The organism is Actinoallomurus oryzae (assembly GCF_039541955.1).
GTDB classification, from domain to species: Bacteria; Actinomycetota; Actinomycetes; order Streptosporangiales; family Streptosporangiaceae; genus Actinoallomurus; species Actinoallomurus oryzae.
On the sequence record NZ_BAABHF010000069.1, the window covers coordinates 74,862 to 93,042 of the forward strand.

20 protein-coding genes are annotated in these 18,181 nt (G+C 72.4%); 12 read left to right on the top strand and 8 right to left on the bottom strand.

Translation table 11 applies throughout. From position 1 onward, the window contains the following. The first annotated feature begins 76 nt into the window (after positions 1-76). The gene (locus ABEA10_RS49570; protein ID WP_345475695.1) at positions 77-1,075 is read left to right on the top strand and encodes a zinc-dependent alcohol dehydrogenase; all 999 of its coding nucleotides are present in this window, start codon (positions 77-79) and stop codon (positions 1,073-1,075) included. A gap of 1 nt (position 1,076) precedes the next feature. Here the strand turns inward: ABEA10_RS49570 and ABEA10_RS49575 are convergent, their stop codons facing one another. After that, complete coding sequence (locus ABEA10_RS49575; protein WP_345475696.1) at positions 1,077-1,700, bottom strand: DJ-1/PfpI family protein; 624 nt, start codon at positions 1,698-1,700, stop codon at positions 1,077-1,079. Positions 1,701-1,997: 297 nt separating this feature from the next. On the opposite strand from ABEA10_RS49575, the gene ABEA10_RS49580 reads away from it, so the two are divergent. Both ABEA10_RS49580 and ABEA10_RS49585 read left to right on the top strand, forming a co-directional pair. Then, positions 1,998-3,152 (top strand): cytochrome P450, encoded by a 1,155-nt coding sequence (locus ABEA10_RS49580; RefSeq protein ID WP_345475697.1) that lies wholly within the window; start codon positions 1,998-2,000, stop codon positions 3,150-3,152. 107 nt (positions 3,153-3,259) lie between these two features. After that, positions 3,260-3,784, top strand: a complete 525-nt coding sequence (locus tag ABEA10_RS49585; RefSeq protein ID WP_345475698.1) for an FHA domain-containing protein — start codon at positions 3,260-3,262, stop codon at positions 3,782-3,784. Between the two features lie 269 nt (positions 3,785-4,053). Here the strand turns inward: ABEA10_RS49585 and ABEA10_RS49590 are convergent, their stop codons facing one another. Continuing rightward, positions 4,054-4,977 (bottom strand): alpha/beta hydrolase, encoded by a 924-nt coding sequence (locus tag ABEA10_RS49590; protein ID WP_345475699.1) that lies wholly within the window; start codon positions 4,975-4,977, stop codon positions 4,054-4,056. 42 nt (positions 4,978-5,019) lie between these two features. Here ABEA10_RS49590 and ABEA10_RS49595 point away from each other — a divergent pair, with 42 nt between their 5' ends. Next, positions 5,020-5,496 (top strand): MarR family winged helix-turn-helix transcriptional regulator, encoded by a 477-nt coding sequence (locus ABEA10_RS49595; protein WP_345475700.1) that lies wholly within the window; start codon positions 5,020-5,022, stop codon positions 5,494-5,496. A gap of 118 nt (positions 5,497-5,614) precedes the next feature. On the opposite strand, the gene ABEA10_RS49600 is transcribed toward ABEA10_RS49595, so the two are convergent. Continuing rightward, positions 5,615-6,247 carry a trimeric intracellular cation channel family protein gene (locus tag ABEA10_RS49600; RefSeq protein WP_345475701.1) on the bottom strand — a complete coding sequence of 211 codons (633 nt, stop codon included), beginning with the start codon at positions 6,245-6,247 and terminating at the stop codon, positions 5,615-5,617. A gap of 270 nt (positions 6,248-6,517) precedes the next feature. On the opposite strand from ABEA10_RS49600, the gene ABEA10_RS49605 reads away from it, so the two are divergent. From ABEA10_RS49605 to ABEA10_RS49640, 8 genes are all read left to right on the top strand, one after another. After that, positions 6,518-7,705, top strand: coding sequence for an ROK family transcriptional regulator (locus ABEA10_RS49605; protein ID WP_345475702.1), 1,188 nt, complete (start codon positions 6,518-6,520; stop codon positions 7,703-7,705). Between the two features lie 40 nt (positions 7,706-7,745). Continuing rightward, complete coding sequence (locus tag ABEA10_RS49610; RefSeq protein WP_345475703.1) at positions 7,746-9,071, top strand: extracellular solute-binding protein; 1,326 nt, start codon at positions 7,746-7,748, stop codon at positions 9,069-9,071. Next, positions 9,071-10,021 (top strand): carbohydrate ABC transporter permease, encoded by a 951-nt coding sequence (locus tag ABEA10_RS49615; RefSeq protein ID WP_345475704.1) that lies wholly within the window; start codon positions 9,071-9,073, stop codon positions 10,019-10,021. The genes ABEA10_RS49610 and ABEA10_RS49615 overlap by 1 nt, the downstream gene beginning before the upstream one ends. Positions 10,022-10,036: 15 nt before the next feature. Next, positions 10,037-10,933, top strand: a complete 897-nt coding sequence (locus ABEA10_RS49620; RefSeq protein ID WP_345475705.1) for a carbohydrate ABC transporter permease — start codon at positions 10,037-10,039, stop codon at positions 10,931-10,933. After that, positions 10,930-12,192: a 6-phospho-beta-glucosidase gene (locus ABEA10_RS49625; RefSeq protein ID WP_345475706.1), complete on the top strand. Its 1,263-nt coding sequence runs from the start codon at positions 10,930-10,932 to the stop codon at positions 12,190-12,192. Before ABEA10_RS49620 ends, ABEA10_RS49625 begins: the two co-directional genes overlap by 4 nt. Beyond that, positions 12,189-13,172 carry an N-acetylglucosamine kinase gene (locus tag ABEA10_RS49630; RefSeq protein ID WP_345475707.1) on the top strand — a complete coding sequence of 328 codons (984 nt, stop codon included), beginning with the start codon at positions 12,189-12,191 and terminating at the stop codon, positions 13,170-13,172. Before ABEA10_RS49625 ends, ABEA10_RS49630 begins: the two co-directional genes overlap by 4 nt. Positions 13,173-13,274: 102 nt before the next feature. Continuing rightward, entirely contained in the window at positions 13,275-13,625 is a 351-nt protein-coding gene (locus tag ABEA10_RS49635) for a DUF3054 domain-containing protein (protein ID WP_345475708.1), read from the top strand. A 220-nt stretch (positions 13,626-13,845) separates the two neighbouring features. Beyond that, entirely contained in the window at positions 13,846-14,034 is a 189-nt protein-coding gene (locus ABEA10_RS49640) for a hypothetical protein (RefSeq protein ID WP_345475709.1), read from the top strand. 154 nt (positions 14,035-14,188) lie between these two features. Here the strand turns inward: ABEA10_RS49640 and lpdA are convergent, their stop codons facing one another. From lpdA to ABEA10_RS49665, 5 genes are all read right to left on the bottom strand, one after another. Next, on the bottom strand, positions 14,189-15,574 hold the full coding sequence (lpdA, locus tag ABEA10_RS49645) for a dihydrolipoyl dehydrogenase (protein ID WP_285575440.1): 1,386 nt from the start codon (positions 15,572-15,574) through the stop codon (positions 14,189-14,191). A 174-nt stretch (positions 15,575-15,748) separates the two neighbouring features. After that, positions 15,749-16,420: a PAQR family membrane homeostasis protein TrhA gene (gene trhA, locus ABEA10_RS49650; RefSeq protein WP_345475710.1), complete on the bottom strand. Its 672-nt coding sequence runs from the start codon at positions 16,418-16,420 to the stop codon at positions 15,749-15,751. Positions 16,421-16,464: 44 nt separating this feature from the next. Continuing rightward, a complete protein-coding gene (locus ABEA10_RS49655; protein WP_345475711.1) occupies positions 16,465-17,235 on the bottom strand; it encodes a hypothetical protein in 771 nt (256 codons plus the stop codon). Next, complete coding sequence (locus ABEA10_RS49660) at positions 17,235-17,441, bottom strand: hypothetical protein (RefSeq protein WP_345475712.1); 207 nt, start codon at positions 17,439-17,441, stop codon at positions 17,235-17,237. The genes ABEA10_RS49655 and ABEA10_RS49660 overlap by 1 nt, the downstream gene beginning before the upstream one ends. A gap of 162 nt (positions 17,442-17,603) precedes the next feature. Then, the gene (locus ABEA10_RS49665; protein ID WP_329234801.1) at positions 17,604-18,044 is read right to left on the bottom strand and encodes an Lrp/AsnC family transcriptional regulator; all 441 of its coding nucleotides are present in this window, start codon (positions 18,042-18,044) and stop codon (positions 17,604-17,606) included. Positions 18,045-18,181 lie beyond the last annotated feature (137 nt).

Consider the following 18,181-nt stretch of genomic DNA (forward strand, 5'->3'; position numbering starts at 1 on the left):
GAGGGTCCATGAACGAGCGGAGCGCGAGAACCAACAACACGCGCCACGGGATCGCTCCTCCGGCGAAGGAGGATCCATGAGCCGCTCGCTCGTGGTCCGGGCGCCCGGCGCGTACGGGCTGGTCACCGGTGATCCGCCCGAGCCGGGTCCGGGCGAGGTCGCCGTACGGGTGGCGGCGGCCGGCATCTGCGGCAGCGACCGCGAGCTGGTCGAGGGCACCCGGCCCGCGGCGTTCGTCCGGTACCCGGTCGTCCCGGGGCACGAGTGGTCCGGTGTCGTGGCCGCCACCGGGCCCGGCGTGGACGCGGAGCTGGCCGGACGGCCGGTGGTGGGCGAGGGCTTCCGCAACTGCCAGGTCTGCGACCGCTGCCGCGAGGGCGCGGCGAACCTGTGCTCGGCCGGGTACGACGAGACCGGCTTCACCCGCCCCGGCGCGTTCGCCGAGACGCTGGTGCTGCCGGCGCGGCTGCTGCACGTCCTGCCGGCCGACGCCGACCTGCGCGCCGCCGCGCTGCTCGAACCCGCCGCCGTCGCCTCGGCCGCCGTCCTCTCCGCGCGCGTGGAGGCGGGCGAACGGGTCGCCGTGGTCGGCGCCGGCACGCTCGGCACCCTGTGCCTGCTGATGCTGCGGCTGCGCTCCCCCGCCGAGCTGGCCGCCACCGACCCGCGCGCCGGGCGCGCCGGCACCGCCCTGGCGTGCGGCGCGACCCGCTTCGAGAGCGGACCGCTGCCGGCCGGCGGCTACGACGTGGTGGTCGAGACGGCCGGCGCGCCCGGCACGGCCGCGACGGCGATCGCGCTGGCGCGTCGCGGCGGCCGGGTCGTGCTCACCGGCATCCCCGGACAGGCCACCACCGCCGACCCGGCCGCGATCGTCGGCGGGATGCTCACCGTCACCGGTGTGTTCGGCGCTCCCCCGGCGGCCTGGGCGCACGCGGTACGCCTGTTCGCCGCGGGGCTGCTCGACCCCGGCCCGCTCATCACGCACGAACTGGACCTCACGGAGTTCGGCCGGGCGATGGACCTGCTGCGCGGGGCCCGCGACGACGTCGGCAAGGTCCTGCTGCGCCCCTGACTCAGCGCCGGGCCGCCAGATACTCCATGACCTGCGGTGACGCCTTGGCGTACGCGCCGGAGTCGAAGGGCGGCTGCGGGTCGTACTCGATCACGAGCTGGCACGCCTCGGCGGCGGTCCGCCCCGCGATCAGCTCGGCCAGCCGCAGGGCCATGTCGATGCCCGAGGAGACGCCGGCCGCGGTGATGACACCGCCGGGCTGCTCGACGACCCGCCGCGCCGTGTACGTCGCGCCGTAGGACTCCAGCTCCCGTACCGCGCTCCAGTGCGTGGTGGCCTCCAGCCCCTCCAGGAGACCGGCCGCGCCCAGCAGCAGCGATCCGGTGCACACCGACGTCGTCCACCGCGTCGTGGCGTGGACATCGCGGATCCACGCGAGCAGCGGCTCGTCGGTGACGCGGCGCCGCGTCCCGGGACCGCCGGGCACCAGCAGCACGTCGGCACGGGTGACGTCCGTCAGGGCGGCGGTCGCGACCAGGGACAGCGAGCCGTGCCCGTCGGCGCACGGGCCGGTGGATTCCGCGGCGAAGACGACCTCGGCCTCCGGAAGCATCCGCAGGACCTCGTACGGGCCGACGGCGTCGAGCGCGGTGACGCCCTCGAAGATGGGGATGACGATGCGCACTGGCGTGCCTTTCCTCGGAGCCGGGGCCGGCCGGCGGGCCGCGGCGCGTACGGAGCAGGACCGTTCGACGTCCCGCCGGGCGTGACCTGGACGGTCCGTTCGAAGCCGCGACGCGTGGCCGCGACGGCGCCGGACCCGCCGGGACGCGGCGGCCGGTCACGCCTCCACTGTGGCGACGTCCGTCCGACGGCCGCAAGGACCCGGACCTGACGAATCCCGCCTTCCGCGGGGCCGGCGGGCCGGGCAGCAGGGACCCGCCGTCCGTTTCGTCCGGTCGTAGGCCGTAACGTCGCCTGGGTGAGCTACCCCATCGGCGCCCGCGCCACCGTCGACGAGCTGACCATCGACCCGCATCCGCTGCTCGCCCGGCTGCGGGCCGCCGAACCCGTCTCCTGGCTGCCCGCGCTCGGCGGATGGCTCGTCACCCGCCACGACCTGGCCCGCGAGGTCATGCGCGACGCCCGCTCCTACACCGTGGACGACCCGCGTTTCTCCACCGCGCAGCTCATCGGGCCCAGCATGCTCTCCCTCGACGGGCCGGCGCACACCCGGCACCGCGAGCCGTTCGCCCGTACCTTCCGGCCCGCCGAGACACGTGCGCGGTTCACCGCGTTCGTGGCCGCCGAGGTAGACCGGCTGGTCGGCGCGCTGCGGCCGGCCGGGCGGGCCGAGCTGCGCGCCGAGCTGGCCGGGCCGCTCGCCGTCGCGGTCATCGCCGAGGCGCTCGGGCTGGGCGACACCGACGCCGCCACCGTCCGGTCGTGGTACGAGGCGCTCGTCGCGGGCGTGTCGGCCATCACCGCCGGCGAGGAGGCCGTGGTGCCCGAGGCGTACGGGCTGCTGCGCGCGCGGGTCGAGGAGGCGATCAAGCAGGGCCGGCCGTCCTCACTGCTCGCCGAGGTCGCCGCGCGGCCCGAGGGGCTGACCACCGCCGAGGTCGTCGCCGACGCCGCCGTGCTGATGTTCGGCGGCATCGACACCACCGAGGGAATGATCACCAACGCGGCGGTGCACCTGCTCGGCCATCCGGACCAGCTCGCGCTGGTGCGCGAGGACCCCGCGCTGCTCGCCGGCGCCATCGAGGAGTCGGTGCGCCTGGAGCCGGCCGCCTCGGTCGTCGACCGGTACGCCGTGCGGGACGTGCGGCTCGGCGACGCCGAGATCCGTGCCGGGGATCTCGTACGGGTCTCGATCGCGGGTGCGAACCGCGACCCGGCCGTCTTCACCGACCCGGACCGTTTCGACGTCCGCCGCGAGGACGCCGACCGGCATCTGTCGTTCGCACGCGGCCCGCACTTCTGCTTCGGTGCGCACCTGGCCCGCCTGGAGACCGCGACCGCCCTGGGCGCCCTGCTCCGGCTGCCCGGCCTGCGCCTGGAACACACCGACGGGCCGCGTGGCCTGGTCTTCCGCAAGCCCGCCGAGGTTCGTGTCCGCTGGACCCGGGTGTGACGCGGCCCGGCGCCTTTACATTGTAGATCATTAAGCGTCGAGAGGCTCCGGCCTGGACACTCCACCGCGTACTGGACACGACACTTTCCGGTCCGGATACTCGTCTCATGGCAGGGCTCCCGGCGCGCGCATCGGATTCGGATCGCGATCGTGTACTCCGCGAGCTACGCGAGCGGGTCGCCGAGGGCAGACTGTCGCACGAGACGTTCGAGCGGCGCGTCGAGTCGGCGCTGCGGGCCCGCAGCAACGCCGAGCTGACCGCGCTCGTCAGCGACCTGCCCCCGGCCAGCCGCCTGGTGCGCGGCCTCACCGGTGCCGTCACCTCCCTGTCGTCGATGACCGCGCGTCTGGAGGCCGCCTGGCGCGCGCCGCGCCTGCCGCGCTTCGCCCTGCCCCCGCACGACTGGACCCGCCTGCTGATCGGCCGCGCCCCGGGCTGCCAGTTCGTCGTCACCGACCTCAGCGTCTCGCGGGTGCACGCCGAACTGCGCCGCGCCGGGGACAACTGGCTGCTGTCCGACCTCGGCTCGATGAACGGCACCCTCGTCAACGGCTACCGCATCGTCGCCCCCACGCGCGTACGCCCGGGCGACGAGGTCACCTTCGGCAAGACCCGCTTCATCCTGGCCTGAGAGCCCCCGTCACGCCCGCGTTACCTGCTGTAGTTCCTTCCGATGGGCCGACCGGGGATCGGCTTGCCGATGAGAGCGACCGGGACGAACAAGCAGAAGTGGCCGATCGCCATGGTGAGCGTCCAGAGCTCCTCGTCGTGGACGGTGGGCCACAGCGCCGGGACCGAACCCGCGCGCCCCCGCTCTTAGCCGGATCCCGACGGCCCGGGCATCAGGGGGCGCCGAGCCGAGACCCGAGGCGGAGGCCCCGGCCAGAGCGAGGGCCGGACCTACTCCGCTGACGTGTGCGCCGTGCCGCCGGCGCGGATGCGCTGGCCGAGGAACAGAGCCGCGCGGTCCAGCGCCTCGTCCGCCTCCTCCAGAACGCCGGCGAACGACTGGAACACGTGCGGCACGTCGGCGGTGACGTCCAGGATGACGTCCACTCCGACCGCCCGCGCACGCGCGGCGAGACGCGTGGAGTCGTCCAGCAGGATCTCGTTGGTGCCCACCTGGATCAGCATTGGCGGGAAGCCGGTCAGGTCGGCGAGGACCGCCGGGCTGAGCAGAGGCTGGTGCGGGTCGGCTCCGGCGAGGTACATGGCCCCGGTGTGTTCGAGGGCCTCGCGGGTGAAGATCGGGTCGATGCCCTCCTTGGTGTCCATGCTCTCGCCCGTCCGGGTGGCGTCGAGGCCCGGGGAGAAGGCCACGATGGCGGCGGGCAGGGGAAGGCCCGTGTCGCGGGCGGCCAGGCAGGTGGTGACGGTGAGACCGCCGCCGGCGGAGTCGCCGGCGAACGCGATGGCCGAGGGGTCCCTGCCGCTGTCGAGGAGGGCGCGGTAGGCACTCAGGGCGTCTTCGATCGCGGCCGGGAACGGGTGCTCGGGGGCAAGCCGGTAGTCCAGCGAGTGCGCCTCGAAGCCGGTCTTGGCCACGAGGTGTCCCGTCAGCGACAGGGCGGTCTCGGGCGAGCCGAACACCCAGCCACCGCCGTGGAAGTACAGGATCGTCCCGGCGCGGCGCCTGCCGTCCGGCTCGACGTACAGTGCGGGCCGGTCGCCGAGCGTCGTCCGCGTGGTGCGGATGCCGCCGGGCACGATCATCCGGGCCATCAGCGCCTCGAAGCCGGCTCGGATCGCCTCGACCGACCGGGGGCCCTCCGGCCGCGGCTGCCGCATCATCGCGTCGACCTGGGCGCGCTGTTCCTTGCTCATGAGTCCGCTCCCGCGTAAGTAGATTCCGCTACACTATATGCCGTGGCATCTAAATCGAACGGCGACGCGGTCGACCTCCCGGCCTTCTTCGCCGATCTGGTCCGGTGCGAGACGCGTCTGTACAACGCCCTCAACGACCGCCTCCGTGAGCGGCACGGGATCGTCACCTCACAGTTCGAGGCCCTGCGCTACCTGCGCGACCATCCCGGATCTCGCGTGGCGGACCTCGCCGCCGAGTTCGCCATCGGCATCGGGGCGACCAGCAAGAGCGTCGACCGGCTGGAAAAGCACGGATGGGCCGTCCGGCAGCCGAATCCGTCCGATCGCCGGTCCTCACTGCTGGTCCTGACCGGCGAGGGCTCGCAGCTGGTCGACGCGGCGGAGAAGACCTTCACCGACCAAGTGGCCGAGCTGATCGGAGGCGCTCTCGACGGCGCCTCGGCGTCGGCCGCCGTACGGGCCATCTCCGAGCTGCGCTCCGCACTCGAACGCGACCAGATCGGCACGCCCACGGGCTGACGGACATCGCCTCGGCCCCCGGGGCGAGCCGTGCCAGCGCCGTTCGATCTCGCCCAGGTCGGCCCGTGAGACGCTAACCGACGTCGCGGCACGCGGGGCGCGCCGGCGCCGCGTGGGGTCATTCCCCGTCTCTGGCTTCGGGCGCGACCGGGGCGTTGAGGTTGTAGCGAATGCCCGCGACGCGGATCAGAAAGCAGGCGAGGGCGGCGCCGAGCGCGGCGGGAAGGCCGTAGACGCCGGTGCGCACGGCGGCCACGGCGACGGCCGCGCCGACCAGGGCCGGGATGGCGTACAGGCCACTGGTGAGGACCGTGGGGACGCGACGGACGAGGACATCACGGATCGTCCCGCCGCCGACGCCGGTGACCGCTCCGAGGATGACCGCCGGCGCCACGGCGAGGCCGTACTGCAGGGACTTGGTCGCGCCCGTCACGCAGAACAGGCTCAGCCCGGCGGCGTCGAACAACTCGATGTGCAGGGCGAATCTCCGCAGCGGCCGGCTGAGGAAGAACGCGACCAGCGCCCCGCCCGCGGCCACCACCAGGTAAGGCCAGTATCTGAACGTCGCCGGGGGCGACGCGCCGATGAGAACATCGCGCACGACGCCGCCGCCGAGGGCGGTCATCATGCCGAGGGTCAGGACCCCGACGATGTCGAGGCGGGTGGCGCGCAGGCCGGTGATGGCACCGTTGAGAGCGAACGCGAAAGTGCCGGCGAGGTCGAGCGTGAGCAGCAGCGGTGGTTCGGGCATGACCGTCAGCATGCCTCCTCCGGCCGGTCACGAGCCCGGCCCTGTCCCCCCGCCACCGGCACCTCCGGGTCGAACGGCTCATGCCCACGGGCCCATACCCACCGGCTCGTATCACCGCGCGCGGACCCGCGCCGAGTCGCCGGCCGATCGCGGTCTCGGCTTGGTAACACTGCGTTCCGGCCGTCTTGACGGCGTGCTCGGGCGGACTTACTTTCACCGGCAAGTTAGGAAAGTTTCCTAACACCCCGCTGCCGTTCCGCCGGAGTCGCCTTGTCCACCTCCACGCCGGGCACCCCGAGCCTGCTGCGCGCCATCAACGACCGTGCCGCGCTGGAGGTGCTGCTCGAGCGGGGTCCGCTCACCCGCCCGGAGATCGGCGCGCTGACCGGCCTGTCCAAGCCGACCGCCTCCCAGCTGCTCACCCGGCTCCGCGACGCCGGGCTGGTCGTGGCCGACGGCATCCGCGAGGGCGGCCCCGGCCGTACCGCCGAGCTGTACCGCATCAACGCCGCCGCGGCGCACGTCGCGGCGCTGGAGGTGCGCCGCGCGCAGATCCGCGCCTGTGTGGCCGACCTGACCGGCACGGTGACCGGCCGCTTCGAGCTGCCGACGCCGGGGCCCTCCGGCGGGGACGCGATCGCGCGGGCGCGCACCGCGGTGGAGGGGGCCATGGCGGACGCCGGGCTCGACCGGGTCGACCGCGTGGTCATCGGGGTGCCCGGCGCCGTCGACCCGCGGACCGAGCGGCTCGGTTACGCCTCCCATCTGCCCGGCTGGCACATCCCGGACCTGCTCAGCCGGCTGCGCGCGGGGATCGGCGTGCCGGTCGCAGTGGAGAACGACGTCAACCTGGTGGCGATGGCCGAGCTCGCGCACGGCCCGGCCACCACCCCGCGCGACTTCGTCCTGCTGTGGGTCAGCGCCGGCATCGGCCTGGCGATCGTCCTCGGCGGCACACTCGTGCGCGGCGCCACCGGAGGCGCCGGAGAGGTCGGCTACATGCCGGTCGCCTCGGCGCCGCTCATCCGCGAACCCGGCCGGACCAACACCGGTGGTCTGCAGGCCGTCGCCGGCGCGCCCGCGGTGATCAGGCTGCTGCGCGAGCACGGATTCCGCGGCGGGCGCGCCGACCAGATCGTACGGCGGGCGCGCGCGGCGTACGAGGACGGCGACGAGCGGGCGCGGGTGGGCCTGCGGGAGCTGGCCACCCGCCTGGCGACCGGCCTGGCCGCGATCGTCAGCGTGCTCGACCCCGAACTCATCGTGCTCGCCGGCGACGTGCCCCTCGCCGGCGGCGAGCCGCTCCGCGCCCTCGTGGAGCGCGAACTGCACACCATGACCATCCCGCATCCGCCGCTGCGGCTCAGCTCGGTCGACGGCAACCCCGTCCTGGCCGGCGCGCTGCACCTCGCACTCGGGGAGACACGCGAGGAGCTCTTCTCCAGCACCGTCCGTTAACCCCCCGGCCGCGCGCGGCCGGCGTCCGAAGGAGACCGGAGTGTCCCCACGACCATGGCGGCTCATCACCGCATCGATCATCACCGCCGTCGCCGCCACCTCCTGCACCGCCGGCGGCCAATCACCCTCGGGCGGCGGCCCCAAGGCCGACGCGCCGCAGACGATCGAGGTCTGGCACGGCTGGAGCGCCCCCCATGAGGTGAAGGCCTTCGAGGACGCCATCGCCGGCTTCCACCGGCTGCACCCCAACATCACCGTCAAGCTCGTCAAGGGCCAGGACGACACCAAGATCCTCAACGCGATCCGCAGCGGCAACCCGCCCGACGTGGTCTCCTCCTTCACGACCAACAACGTCGGGCAGTTCTGCTCCAGCGGAGCGTTGCAGGACCTGACGCCGTACCTGAAGAAGGACGAGGTCGACCTGAACCTGTTCCCCAAGGCGGTGCAGGACTACACCCAGTACAAGGGTGTCCGGTGCACGCTGCCGCTGCTGGCCGACGACTACGCCCTCTACAGCAACAAGGCGCTGATGAAGGGCAACCGGCCGCCCAAGACGATCAGCCAGCTGACCGCCCTGGCCAAGAAGCTGACGGTGCGGAACCCCGACGGCAGCATCAAGGTGGCCGGCTTCCTGCCGTCGGTGACCTACTACGAGCACGTGCCCGAGCACATCGCCACGACGGCCTTCGGCGCGACCTGGCTCAACGACCAGGGCCGGGCGAACTTCGCCACCGACCCGGCGTTCGCCAAGTACCTGCGGTGGGAGAAGAGCCTGCTCGACTGGTACGGCTATGACAACGTCAAGAAGTTCGTCCACTCGATGGGCCAGGAGTTCGAGGCCTCCAACCCCTTCGAGAAGGGCAGGGTGGCGATGGCCGTCGACGGCGAGTGGCGCACCAAGTTCCTCCAGGAGGAGGCGCCGAAACTCCGGTACGAGACCACGCCCACGCCCGTCGACGACGCGCGCGCGAACACCTACGGCGGCGGGTTCATCACCGGCACCGTCATCGGCATCCCGCGCGGCGCCAGGCACGCCCAGGCCTCCTGGGAGTTCGTGAAGTACCTGACCACCGACACCGACGCCCTGGTGACGTTCGCCAACGGGCTGGGCAACGTGCCGAGCACCATCCCGGCGCTGGCCTCACCGAACCTCCGGCTCCCGCCCCAGTTCACGACGTTCCTCAACGTCTTCAAGAACCCCAACAGCGCGACGATCCCCTCCACGATCAACGGCGGCGACTTCGTGGTGAAGTTTCAGAGCTTCGTGCAGGACCAGTGGGAGCCCGGCAAGGTGGCGAACCTCCAGCAGGGGCTGCAGGGCCTGGACAAGAAGGTCGACGACGCGCTGCGGCTGGCCGGCGGCTGATGGCCGCCGCAGTGCCGGTCCGGCCGGTGACGGCGTCGCGGGCGCGGCGCCGTCACCGCCTCCGGGTCCTCGCGTTCCTGTCACCGTGGCTGGTCGGCTTCTCGCTGTTCTTCGCCTACCCGCTCGCCGCCACGGTCTACTTCTCCTTCTTCCGCTACAACCTGTTCCAGCTCACGCCGGTCGGGCTGACCAACTACCGGTTCCTGTTCAAGGACCCGTACGCCTGGCGGGCCATCAAGAACACGCTCTGGCTCGTCGTGGTCATGGTGCCGCTGCGGGTGCTGTTCGGCCTCGCCCTCGCCCAGCTCCTCACCAGGATCAAGCGGGGCGGGAACATCCTGCGGTCGATCTTCTACCTGCCGTTCCTGATCCCGCCGGTCGCGGCCACCGTCGCGTTCGTGTTCGTGGTCAACCCCGGCACCGGCCCGCTCAACGGCATCGCCGCCAAGATCGGCATCCACCTGCCGGACTGGTTCAACGACCCCGCCTGGACCAAGCCGGGCCTGACCCTGCTCGCCCTGTGGAGCATCGGCGACGTCATGATCATCTTGCTGGCGGCGCTGCTGGACGTGCCCAGGTCTCTGTACGAGGCCGCGGCCATCGACGGCGCGAACGCCTGGCAGCGGTTCCGCCGGATCACGCTGCCGACGATCTCGCCGGTGCTGCTGTTCTCCGCCGTCACCGGGGTCATCCAGACGCTGCAGTACTTCACCCAGGCGATGGTCGCCGCGAACGCCTCCCAGGGCAACGCCGACCAGGCCGGCACCACCACCGCGCCCGGCTACCCCGACGGCGCGTCGCTGACCTTCCCCCAGACGCTCTACAACGAGGGCTTCCAGCAGTTCAACATGGGCTACGCGTGCGTCCTGGCGCTCGTGCTGTTCGTCGTCGCCATGTTCTTCACGCTGATCCTGCTCCGGCAGTTCCACGCGTTCGGCGACGAGGAGTGAAGGGATGACGACGCGATGACCGGCACCACCCTCGCGACGCGGCGCGCCACCGCCGTCCGCCCTCCGGCACGACCCCGGTCCAAGGGCCGTAACCGCCGGATCCTGTACTGGGTCGCGACGCACGCGATCGCGATCGCCCTGGCGATCATGTTCCTGGCGCCCCTGGTCTTCATGTTCCTCACCGCTGTCATGAGCGGCGACGAGACGCTCACCGGCAGCCTGTGGCCGCACGGCTGGCACTGGTCCAACTTCGGCACCGCGCTGACCACCGACCACGGCGTGATGCTGCGCTGGCTGTTCAACACGCTCGTGTACGCGGTGCTGGCCACCGCGTTCATGCTCGTCTCCAGCATCCCGGTCGCCTACGCCCTGGCGCGGTTCCGCTTCCGCGGGCGCAAACTGGCGTTCGTCCTGGTCATCACCACGATGATGCTGCCGCCGCAGGTGACGATCGTGCCGATGTACATCCTGTGGGCGCGGTTCCACCTGACCGGCACGCTGTGGCCGCTGATCATCCCGATGCTGTTCGGCGACGCGTTCTCCATCTTCCTGCTCCGGCAGTTCCTGGTGACCATCCCGGCGGAGTACGCCGACGCCGCGCGGGTCGACGGCTGCGGCGAGTTCGCCGCGATGCTGCGGGTGGTGCTGCCGATGGCCCGGCCCGCGATCGCCGCGGTCGCGCTGTTCCAGTTCTTCTACGCCTGGAACGACTACTTCGGCCCGCTCATCTACACCAAGCCGGACTCGTGGACGCTGGCGGTCGGCCTGTCGACGTTCCGCGCGGCGCACCACGTGGAGTGGAACCTGACGATGGCCGCGACCCTGCTGACGGTGCTCCCGGTGATCGTCGTGTTCTTCCTCGCGCAGCGGGTGTTCATCCAGGGAGTGACCTTGACGGGGGTGAAGGGATGAAGCTGTGCGTGGTCGGCGGCGGGTCGACGTACACGCCGGAGCTCGTGGACGGCCTCGCCCGGCTCCGCGACACGCTGCCGGTGGCCGAGCTGGTGCTCGTCGACCCCGACGAGCGCCGCCTGGAGCCGGTCGGGGCGGTCTCGCGCCGGATCCTGGCGCGGTACGGCCACCCGGGCGTCGTCCGTACGACCACCGCGCTCGAGGAGGGCGTGGACGGCGCCGGCGCGGTGCTGCTGCAGCTGCGGGTCGGCGGGCAGGCCGCCCGGCACGTGGACGAGACGCTTCCGCTCGCGTGCGGCTGCGTCGGCCAGGAGACGACCGGGGCCGGCGGGCTCGCCAAGGCGCTGCGCACCGTCCCGGTGGTCCTCCGCATCGCCGAGCAGGTCTCCCGGCTGGCGCCGGACGCCTGGATCGTCGACTTCACCAACCCGGTCGGCATCGTCACCCGCGCACTGCTGGACGCCGGGCACCGCGCCGTGGGGCTGTGCAACGTGGCCATCGGGTTCCAGCGGCGCTTCGCCCGCATGCTCGGGGTGCCGCCCGGCGACATCCGGCTCGGTCACGTCGGCCTCAACCACCTGACCTGGGAACGCAGCGTCCATCTCGGCGAGGAGGACGTCCTGCCGCGGCTGCTCGCCGAGCACGCCGGACCGCTCGCGGCCGACATCGGCCTGCCTTCGGCCCTCCTGCGGCGCCTCGGTGTCGTACCGTCCTACTACCTGAGGTATTTCTACGAACACGACGCGGTGGTGGCGCAGCAGCTCGCCGCGCCGTCGCGCGCCGAGGAGGTGGCCGCCATCGAGGAGCGCCTCCTGCGGATGTACGCCGACCCGGCGCTGGACACCAGGCCGGAGCTGCTGGAGCGGCGCGGCGGCGCGTTCTACTCCGAGGCCGCGGTCGACCTCCTCGCGTCCCTGTCGGCCGACCGCGGCGACGTCCAGGTCGTCAACGTGCGCAACGGCGGCCGGCTGCCGTTCCTGCCGCCCGAGGCGGTGATCGAGGTCCCGGCCCGCGTCACCGCGACCGGCGCCGACCCGCTGCCGGTGGACCCCGTCGAGCCGCTGTTCGCCGGGCTGATCGCCCACGTGTCCGCGTACGAGGAGCTGGCCCTGGAGGCGGCGCTCAAAGGAGGTGTCGACCGGGTGACGGACGCCCTGCTCGCTCATCCGCTCATCGGGCAGGTGAGCACGGCCGGCGACCTGGCGGAGCGGCTCGTCGCCGCGAACGCGCCGCACCTGCCCTGGGCGGTGGGCACGTGATCCTCGCGATCGACGGCGGGAACAGCAAGACCGACGTCGTGGTCCTCACCACCGACGGCGAGGTCCGCTCGGCCGTGCGCGGCGGCGGCTTCCGGCCCGTCGCGGACGGCGTCGAGACCGCCGTGGCGAACCTGACCGACGCGGTGACACGCGCGCTGGAGGCGGCCGGCCTGACCACGGCGTGGCCGGTCGCCGACCACGTCTCGGCGTACCTGGCCAACGTCGACCTGCCGGAGGAGGAAGAGGAGTTCCACCGGATCATCACGGCCTGCAACTGGGGCCGCAGCGTCCGGGTCGGCAACGACACCTTCGCGCTGCTGCGCGCGGGCGTCACCGACCGGTGGGGCGTGGCCGTGGTGTGCGGCGCGGGCATCAACTGCGCGGGTGTCGGCCCCGACGGGCAGATCGCGCGGTTCCCCTCGATCGGCCGGGTGACCGGCGACTGGGGCGGCGGCCACCACCTCGGCGAGGAGGCGCTGTGGCACGGCGTGCGCGCCGAGGACGGCCGCGGCCCGAAGACCGCGCTCGCCGAGGCGGTCGCCGCGCACTTCGGTGCCGCCAGCGCGCTGGAGGTCGGCCTGGGCATCCACTTCGGGGAGATCCCTGAAGAGCGCCTCGGCGAGCTGGCCCCCGTGCTGCTCACGGTCGCGGCGTCCGGCGACGAGGTCGCGGCACGCCTGGTCGAACGCCAGGCCGACGAGGTGAGCGCCCTGGCGACGGTCGTGCTGCGGCGGCTGGACCTGCTGAACTCCCCCGTGGAGGTCGTCCTGGGCGGCGGGGTGCTGGCCGCCCGCGACGGGCTGCTCATGGCCGCGATCCAGGAGCGCTTCTCCCGCATCGCGCCGCAGGCCAAGCTCATCGTCGTCGACGCCCCTCCGGTGCTCGGCGCCGCCCTGCTCGGCCTGGACGACGCCGGCGCGTCACCGCAGGCCCACGAACGTCTCCTCGCCTTCTACGCCCGGACTCCCGCCGGCCCCTGACCTCGGCGGGTTGAGGCGGCGCCCGCACGACGAACCCGAGCGCATGCGGCGCGACCGCCCGTGGACCGGACGAGAGCCCTCCGCGCGCATTACCCTTGACCCATGCGTACGGTGACCGCGGCGGTCCTCGACCTTTGCTGTGTCGTGGCGTTCGTGCTGATCGGGCGGGCGAGCCACAGTGAGGGTGAGACGCTCGCCGGGGCGGCGACGACGGCCTGGCCGTTCCTCGCCGGCCTGCTGATCGGCTGGTTGGTGACCCGGGGCTGGCGGCGTCCCGCGGCGCTCGTGGCGACCGGCGCCGGTGTCTGGGTGGCGACGGTCGCCGCCGGCATGGCGCTGCGCGCCGTCTCGGGTCAGGGCATCGCCGTCACCTTCGTCCTCGTCACGCTGGTCTTTCTCGGACTGGCGATGTTCGGCTGGCGTGCCGTGGCCGGCCGGCGCATGGCGGCATGACCAGGCCGCCGTGGAGGACCCGCGCGGCGCCGGCCGCGGGGCCCGGCCCGCCGCGGTACCGCCACCCGAACCCGGACCCTCGACGATCATCACCGTCCCGCGTCCTCTACAGTGAAGTAAAAGTTCAGGTCCGTCGGCCCCCGCGACCTCCCGTGTCGCCTTCCCCGCACCACGGACACCGACTCTCGCCGGCGCCCGGCACCGATGGATGAGGCAGATCATGCACCAAACCCCGGCCCAAACCCCGGCCCGAACCCCGTCCCGGCCTCGCCGCCAAGAGCCGGAGCCACCCGAGCGTGACATTCTCGCCAAGATCGTCCGCGCTGTCGTCGCGCTCTGCATCGGCGGCGGTGGCGCCCTGATCCTGCTGTTCCTGCTCGCCCTCATCCTCAGCCAGTTCATGGGCTGACCGCCGGCGGCGGCGCCGCCCCGGCCGGCGGCCCACCGCCGGGTGGTCGCGCGCCGGGCCGGGTGACGGCTCCGAGCCAGGGCGCCCGCGCACGACGTCCCCAAGGCCTGTCCCAGAGCCTCACCGTCTCGAGACAGGCCCTCGCGCGTGGCGGCTAGAAGTTGATCATGTGGCCGGCCAGGCCGTGCAGGGCCTCCTTGACGGCCTCGCCCAGGGTGGGGTGGGCGTGGACGTTGCGGGCCGCCTCGTGGACGGTCAGATCCCACTGCTGGGCGAGGGTCAGCTCGGGCAGCAGTTCGGTGACGTCCGGTCCGATGAGGTGGGCGCCGAGCAGCTCGCCGTACTTGCCGTCGCTGAGGATCTTCACGAAGCCGCCGGGGTCGCCCAGGCCATGGGACTTGCCGTTCGCGGTGAAGGGGAACTTGGCGACCTTGACGTCGAAGCCCTTCTCGCGCGCCTGCGCCTCGGTCCAGCCGAAGCTGGCGATCTGCGGCTGGCAGTACGTCGCGCGCGGGATCATGACGTAGTCCAGCTCCATCGTCTCCGCGTCGGCGATGGTCTCGGCCGCGACGATGCCCATCGCCTCGGCGGCGTGTGCGAGCATCAGCTTGGCGGTCACGTCGCCGATGGCGTAGATGTGCTCCACGCTCGTACGGCAGCGGGCGTCGACGTCGATCGCGCCGCGCTCGGTCAGCTTCACGCCGGTGTTCTCCAGGCCGTAGCCCTCGACGTTGGGGGCGAAGCCGATCGCCTGCAGGACCTTGTCGGCCTCCAGCACCTGCTGTTCGCCGTTCTTGGAGACGGTGACGCGCAGCTTCGGCCCGGTCTCGTCGATGCCCTCGACACGAGTGGAGGTGAGCACGTCGATGCCGAGCTTGCGGTACCGCTTGGCCAGCTCCTTGGAGACCTCCTCATCCTCCAGCGGGACGAGCCGGTCCAGGAACTCCACGATCGTCACCTTGACGCCGTAGTTGGCCAGGACGTACGCGAACTCCACGCCGATCGCGCCCGCGCCGGCGATCACGATGCTCTCGGGGAGGCTGTCGCTGAGGATCTGCTCCTCGAAGGTGACGACGCGCTCGGACAGCGTCGTGCCCGGCAGCAGCCGCGCGCTCGCGCCGGCGGCGATGATGCAGTTGCCGAACGTGATCTCCTCACCGTTGACGACGATGGTGTTCGCGTCGGTGAAGGACCCGCGGCCCTCGTACTCGGTGATGCCGTTCTTCTTCATGAGGTAGTGCACGCCCTTGACGCGCCCGTCGGCGACCGTACGGCTGCGCTTGAACGCCTCGCCGTAGTCGAACCGCACCTCCCCGTCGACCTGGATGCCGAAGGTCTTCGCCTCACGCGTGAAGATGTGCGCCAGTTCGGCGTTGCGCAGCAGGGCCTTGGAGGGAATGCAGCCGACGTTGAGGCAGACCCCTCCCCAGTAGCGCTCCTCGATGATCGCGGTCTTCAGGCCGAGCTGGGCGGACCGGATCGCGGCCACGTACCCGCCCGGCCCCGCGCCGAGGACGACGACGTCAAAATGTGTGCTCATGCCGAAAACGATATTGCGCCCGGCCCAGTGCTCGCCGTCCAGGTGGGCCATCCGGGCGGCGGAACGGCGGTCACCGTCGGTCGCGCCGGCCGGGACGGCCTGCCCGATGGCGGCCAGGACGCCCCCGGTGAACGCGACGTCCGGGGCACCCGGCGTCTCGCCTGGCGAGTGAGCTCACACGGCCCGGTAGACGACGAAGGACACGGCGATGTACTGCGCGACGTAGGCCGCGACGGTGAAGGCGTGGAACACCTCGTGGAAGCCGAACCAGCGCGGCGAGGGGTCCGGGCGGCGCAGCCCGTACACCAGCCCGCCGGCGCTGTAAAGCAGGCCGCCCGCGCACACGAGCACGAGCGCGGTCACCCCGGCCCCGTCCAGCAGCTGCGGCATGAACGCCGCCGCCACCCAGCCGAGCCCGACGTAGAGCGCGGTGTAGAGCCAGCGCGGTGCGCCCACCCACACGATGCGGAACAACACGCCCGCGGCGGCGCCGATCCAGATCACCGCGAGCACGACCGTACGGGCGGTGCCGTGCAGGGCCAGCAGCGCGAACGGCGTGTAGGTGCCCGCGATGATCAGATAGATGTTGGCGTGATCGAACCGGCGGAGCACCGCCTCGGCCCGCTCGGACCAGTGTCCCCGGTGGTAGAGCGCGGAGACGCCGAACAGCAGGGCCGAGGTCAGCGCGTACACGGCGGCGGCGAGCCGTGCGGACAGCGTCGGGCCGAGGGCGACCAGGACCAGGCCGGCGACGAGGACGGCCGGGAACGTGCCGGCGTGCAGCCAGCCGCGCAGCCGGGGCTTGACCGACTGCGCGATCTCCCCCATCTTTCCCGGTCGTACCATGAGGCGCCTCCCTCCGCGCCGCCGCGGCGGTCGCGACGTGGCACTCAGTATTCCGAACGTCGCGCCAGCCGTCTGCTCCCACCCAGCCGTGAGGCGAACTCGCTCTCCTCCTCGCCGCTCGTGGCGGCGGCCGTCACCACCTCTTCGACGACCGCGGCGGGCGCGGGCGCCTCCGCCAATTCCGGCCGGTCGCGCAGGCGTTCGGCGGCCTTGCGCAGCGCCCGCTCCCCCACCAGCCGGCTCAGCTCCAACCCGAAGCAGTCGAGCTTGTCGGCGTCGGTGAGGTCGTCGCGCGCCCGAAGATCGGCCGCCAGCTCACCCAGACGCTGTGCCTCCGCCAGCTCGTAGCGCCGGATGGCGTGGCTGCAGAGCTCGGCCAGCGCGGCGTGGTCGCCGGCGAACGACAGCCCGGCCAGGTCGTTGGTGGACAGCCGGCTGAGCGCCCGCTTGCGGTCCATCGCGGCGTCGACGATCTTGAGCAGCCCGGACAGCAGGAGGATCGGGCCGATGCTGACGCCCTTGTCCTGAGCGATCATGAACGACGAGCGGAAGATCGCCGCGGAGCCCACCGCGGCGGCCATGACCTGGGCGACCGCGGCGCCGTTCGCCGGCGCGCCGGCCGGCAGTGCGAAGCCCCAGCCCATCGCCTCGGCGGTGATCAGCGCCGCGGTGGAGGCCGAGGCGTTGACCGCGATGTAGAGCAGGCCGGACGGCGAGAACACCGCCGCGGCCGGTTTGTCCTGATATCTGCCGACCAGCTCGGCACCCCCGATGAGTGCGCCGAGCAGCGCGGCGAACAGCATTCTGGCGACCATCACGCCCCCTTGGCCCGTACCGGTTCCAGTCCCGCGGCGACGAACCGGCCCGGCGGGCGGGCGGCCTCGAGGAAGACCAGAAGCCACTCCCCCGGACCGGTCGCCGTCCCGAACCGGCGGCCGGGTGGGGAGTCCCTCGCCCGCAGGAACATCAGCAGCCAATCCCCTGAACCCGAGGCCGCGCCCCGGCGCATCCGCGAAGACATGCGGTATACCTTCGCGACCGCGGGGCCCGAAGGCGACGACTACGAGCGGCCGGAGTCCGTATGCCCTGCGCATCGCACCGGCACAGAAGGCATGCGGCGAGTCCGTGTCATCACGTGGGATTCTTCACATAGGCGGACCGGCGCACGGCCAGGCCGGCCTGTTCACAGGCGGGGCGGGCGGCCTTCGTACGGGGTGCTCAGCACGACCGTCGTCCGGGTGGAGACGTTCGCGGCGGCCCGGATCTGCTGCAGGAGCTCCTCCAGCGCTCCCGGCGAGGTGACCCGGACCTTCAGGATGTAGCTCTCCTCGCCGGCGACCGAGTGGCAGGCCTCGATCTCGTCGAGGTGGGCGAGCTTCTCCGGGGCGTCGTCGGGCGCCGCCGGGTCGATCGGCTTGATCGAGATGAAGGCGGTGAGCGGCAGGCCGACGGCCTCGTGGTCGAGGACGGCGGAGTAGCCCTTGATCACGCCGCGTTTCTGCAGGCGGCGTACCCGCTGATGGACCGCGGACACGGACAGGCCGGTCTCGCGCGCCAGGTCGGTGAAACTCATGCGACCGTCGCCCGCGAGCAGGGAGACGATCTGCCGGTCGATGTCCTCCACGCCTAGAACCTACCGTGACGCCCGGCGGGGAACCGGAACACCGGCATTCCGGCGTTGCCCGGTTATGGACGGCAGGGCTATTTGACGGAGCCGGCGAGGACGCCCTGGACGAAGTAGCGCTGGAAGGCGAAGAACAC

Coding starts and splice junctions, on each gene's coding strand:
- ABEA10_RS49620 (WP_345475705.1), top strand. CDS start 10,037: ATGACCGGCACCACCCTCGCGACGCGGCGCGCCACCGCCGTCCGCCCT.
- ABEA10_RS49590 (WP_345475699.1), bottom strand. CDS start 4,977: ATGAGCAAGGAACAGCGCGCCCAGGTCGACGCGATGATGCGGCAGCCG.
- ABEA10_RS49655 (WP_345475711.1), bottom strand. CDS start 17,235: ATGGTCGCCAGAATGCTGTTCGCCGCGCTGCTCGGCGCACTCATCGGG.
- ABEA10_RS49600 (WP_345475701.1), bottom strand. CDS start 6,247: ATGCCCGAACCACCGCTGCTGCTCACGCTCGACCTCGCCGGCACTTTC.
- ABEA10_RS49625 (WP_345475706.1), top strand. CDS start 10,930: ATGAAGCTGTGCGTGGTCGGCGGCGGGTCGACGTACACGCCGGAGCTC.
- ABEA10_RS49615 (WP_345475704.1), top strand. CDS start 9,071: ATGGCCGCCGCAGTGCCGGTCCGGCCGGTGACGGCGTCGCGGGCGCGG.
- ABEA10_RS49635 (WP_345475708.1), top strand. CDS start 13,275: ATGCGTACGGTGACCGCGGCGGTCCTCGACCTTTGCTGTGTCGTGGCG.
- ABEA10_RS49585 (WP_345475698.1), top strand. CDS start 3,260: ATGGCAGGGCTCCCGGCGCGCGCATCGGATTCGGATCGCGATCGTGTA.
- ABEA10_RS49640 (WP_345475709.1), top strand. CDS start 13,846: ATGCACCAAACCCCGGCCCAAACCCCGGCCCGAACCCCGTCCCGGCCT.
- lpdA (WP_285575440.1), bottom strand. CDS start 15,574: ATGAGCACACATTTTGACGTCGTCGTCCTCGGCGCGGGGCCGGGCGGG.
- ABEA10_RS49660 (WP_345475712.1), bottom strand. CDS start 17,441: ATGTCTTCGCGGATGCGCCGGGGCGCGGCCTCGGGTTCAGGGGATTGG.
- trhA (WP_345475710.1), bottom strand. CDS start 16,420: ATGGTACGACCGGGAAAGATGGGGGAGATCGCGCAGTCGGTCAAGCCC.
- ABEA10_RS49570 (WP_345475695.1), top strand. CDS start 77: ATGAGCCGCTCGCTCGTGGTCCGGGCGCCCGGCGCGTACGGGCTGGTC.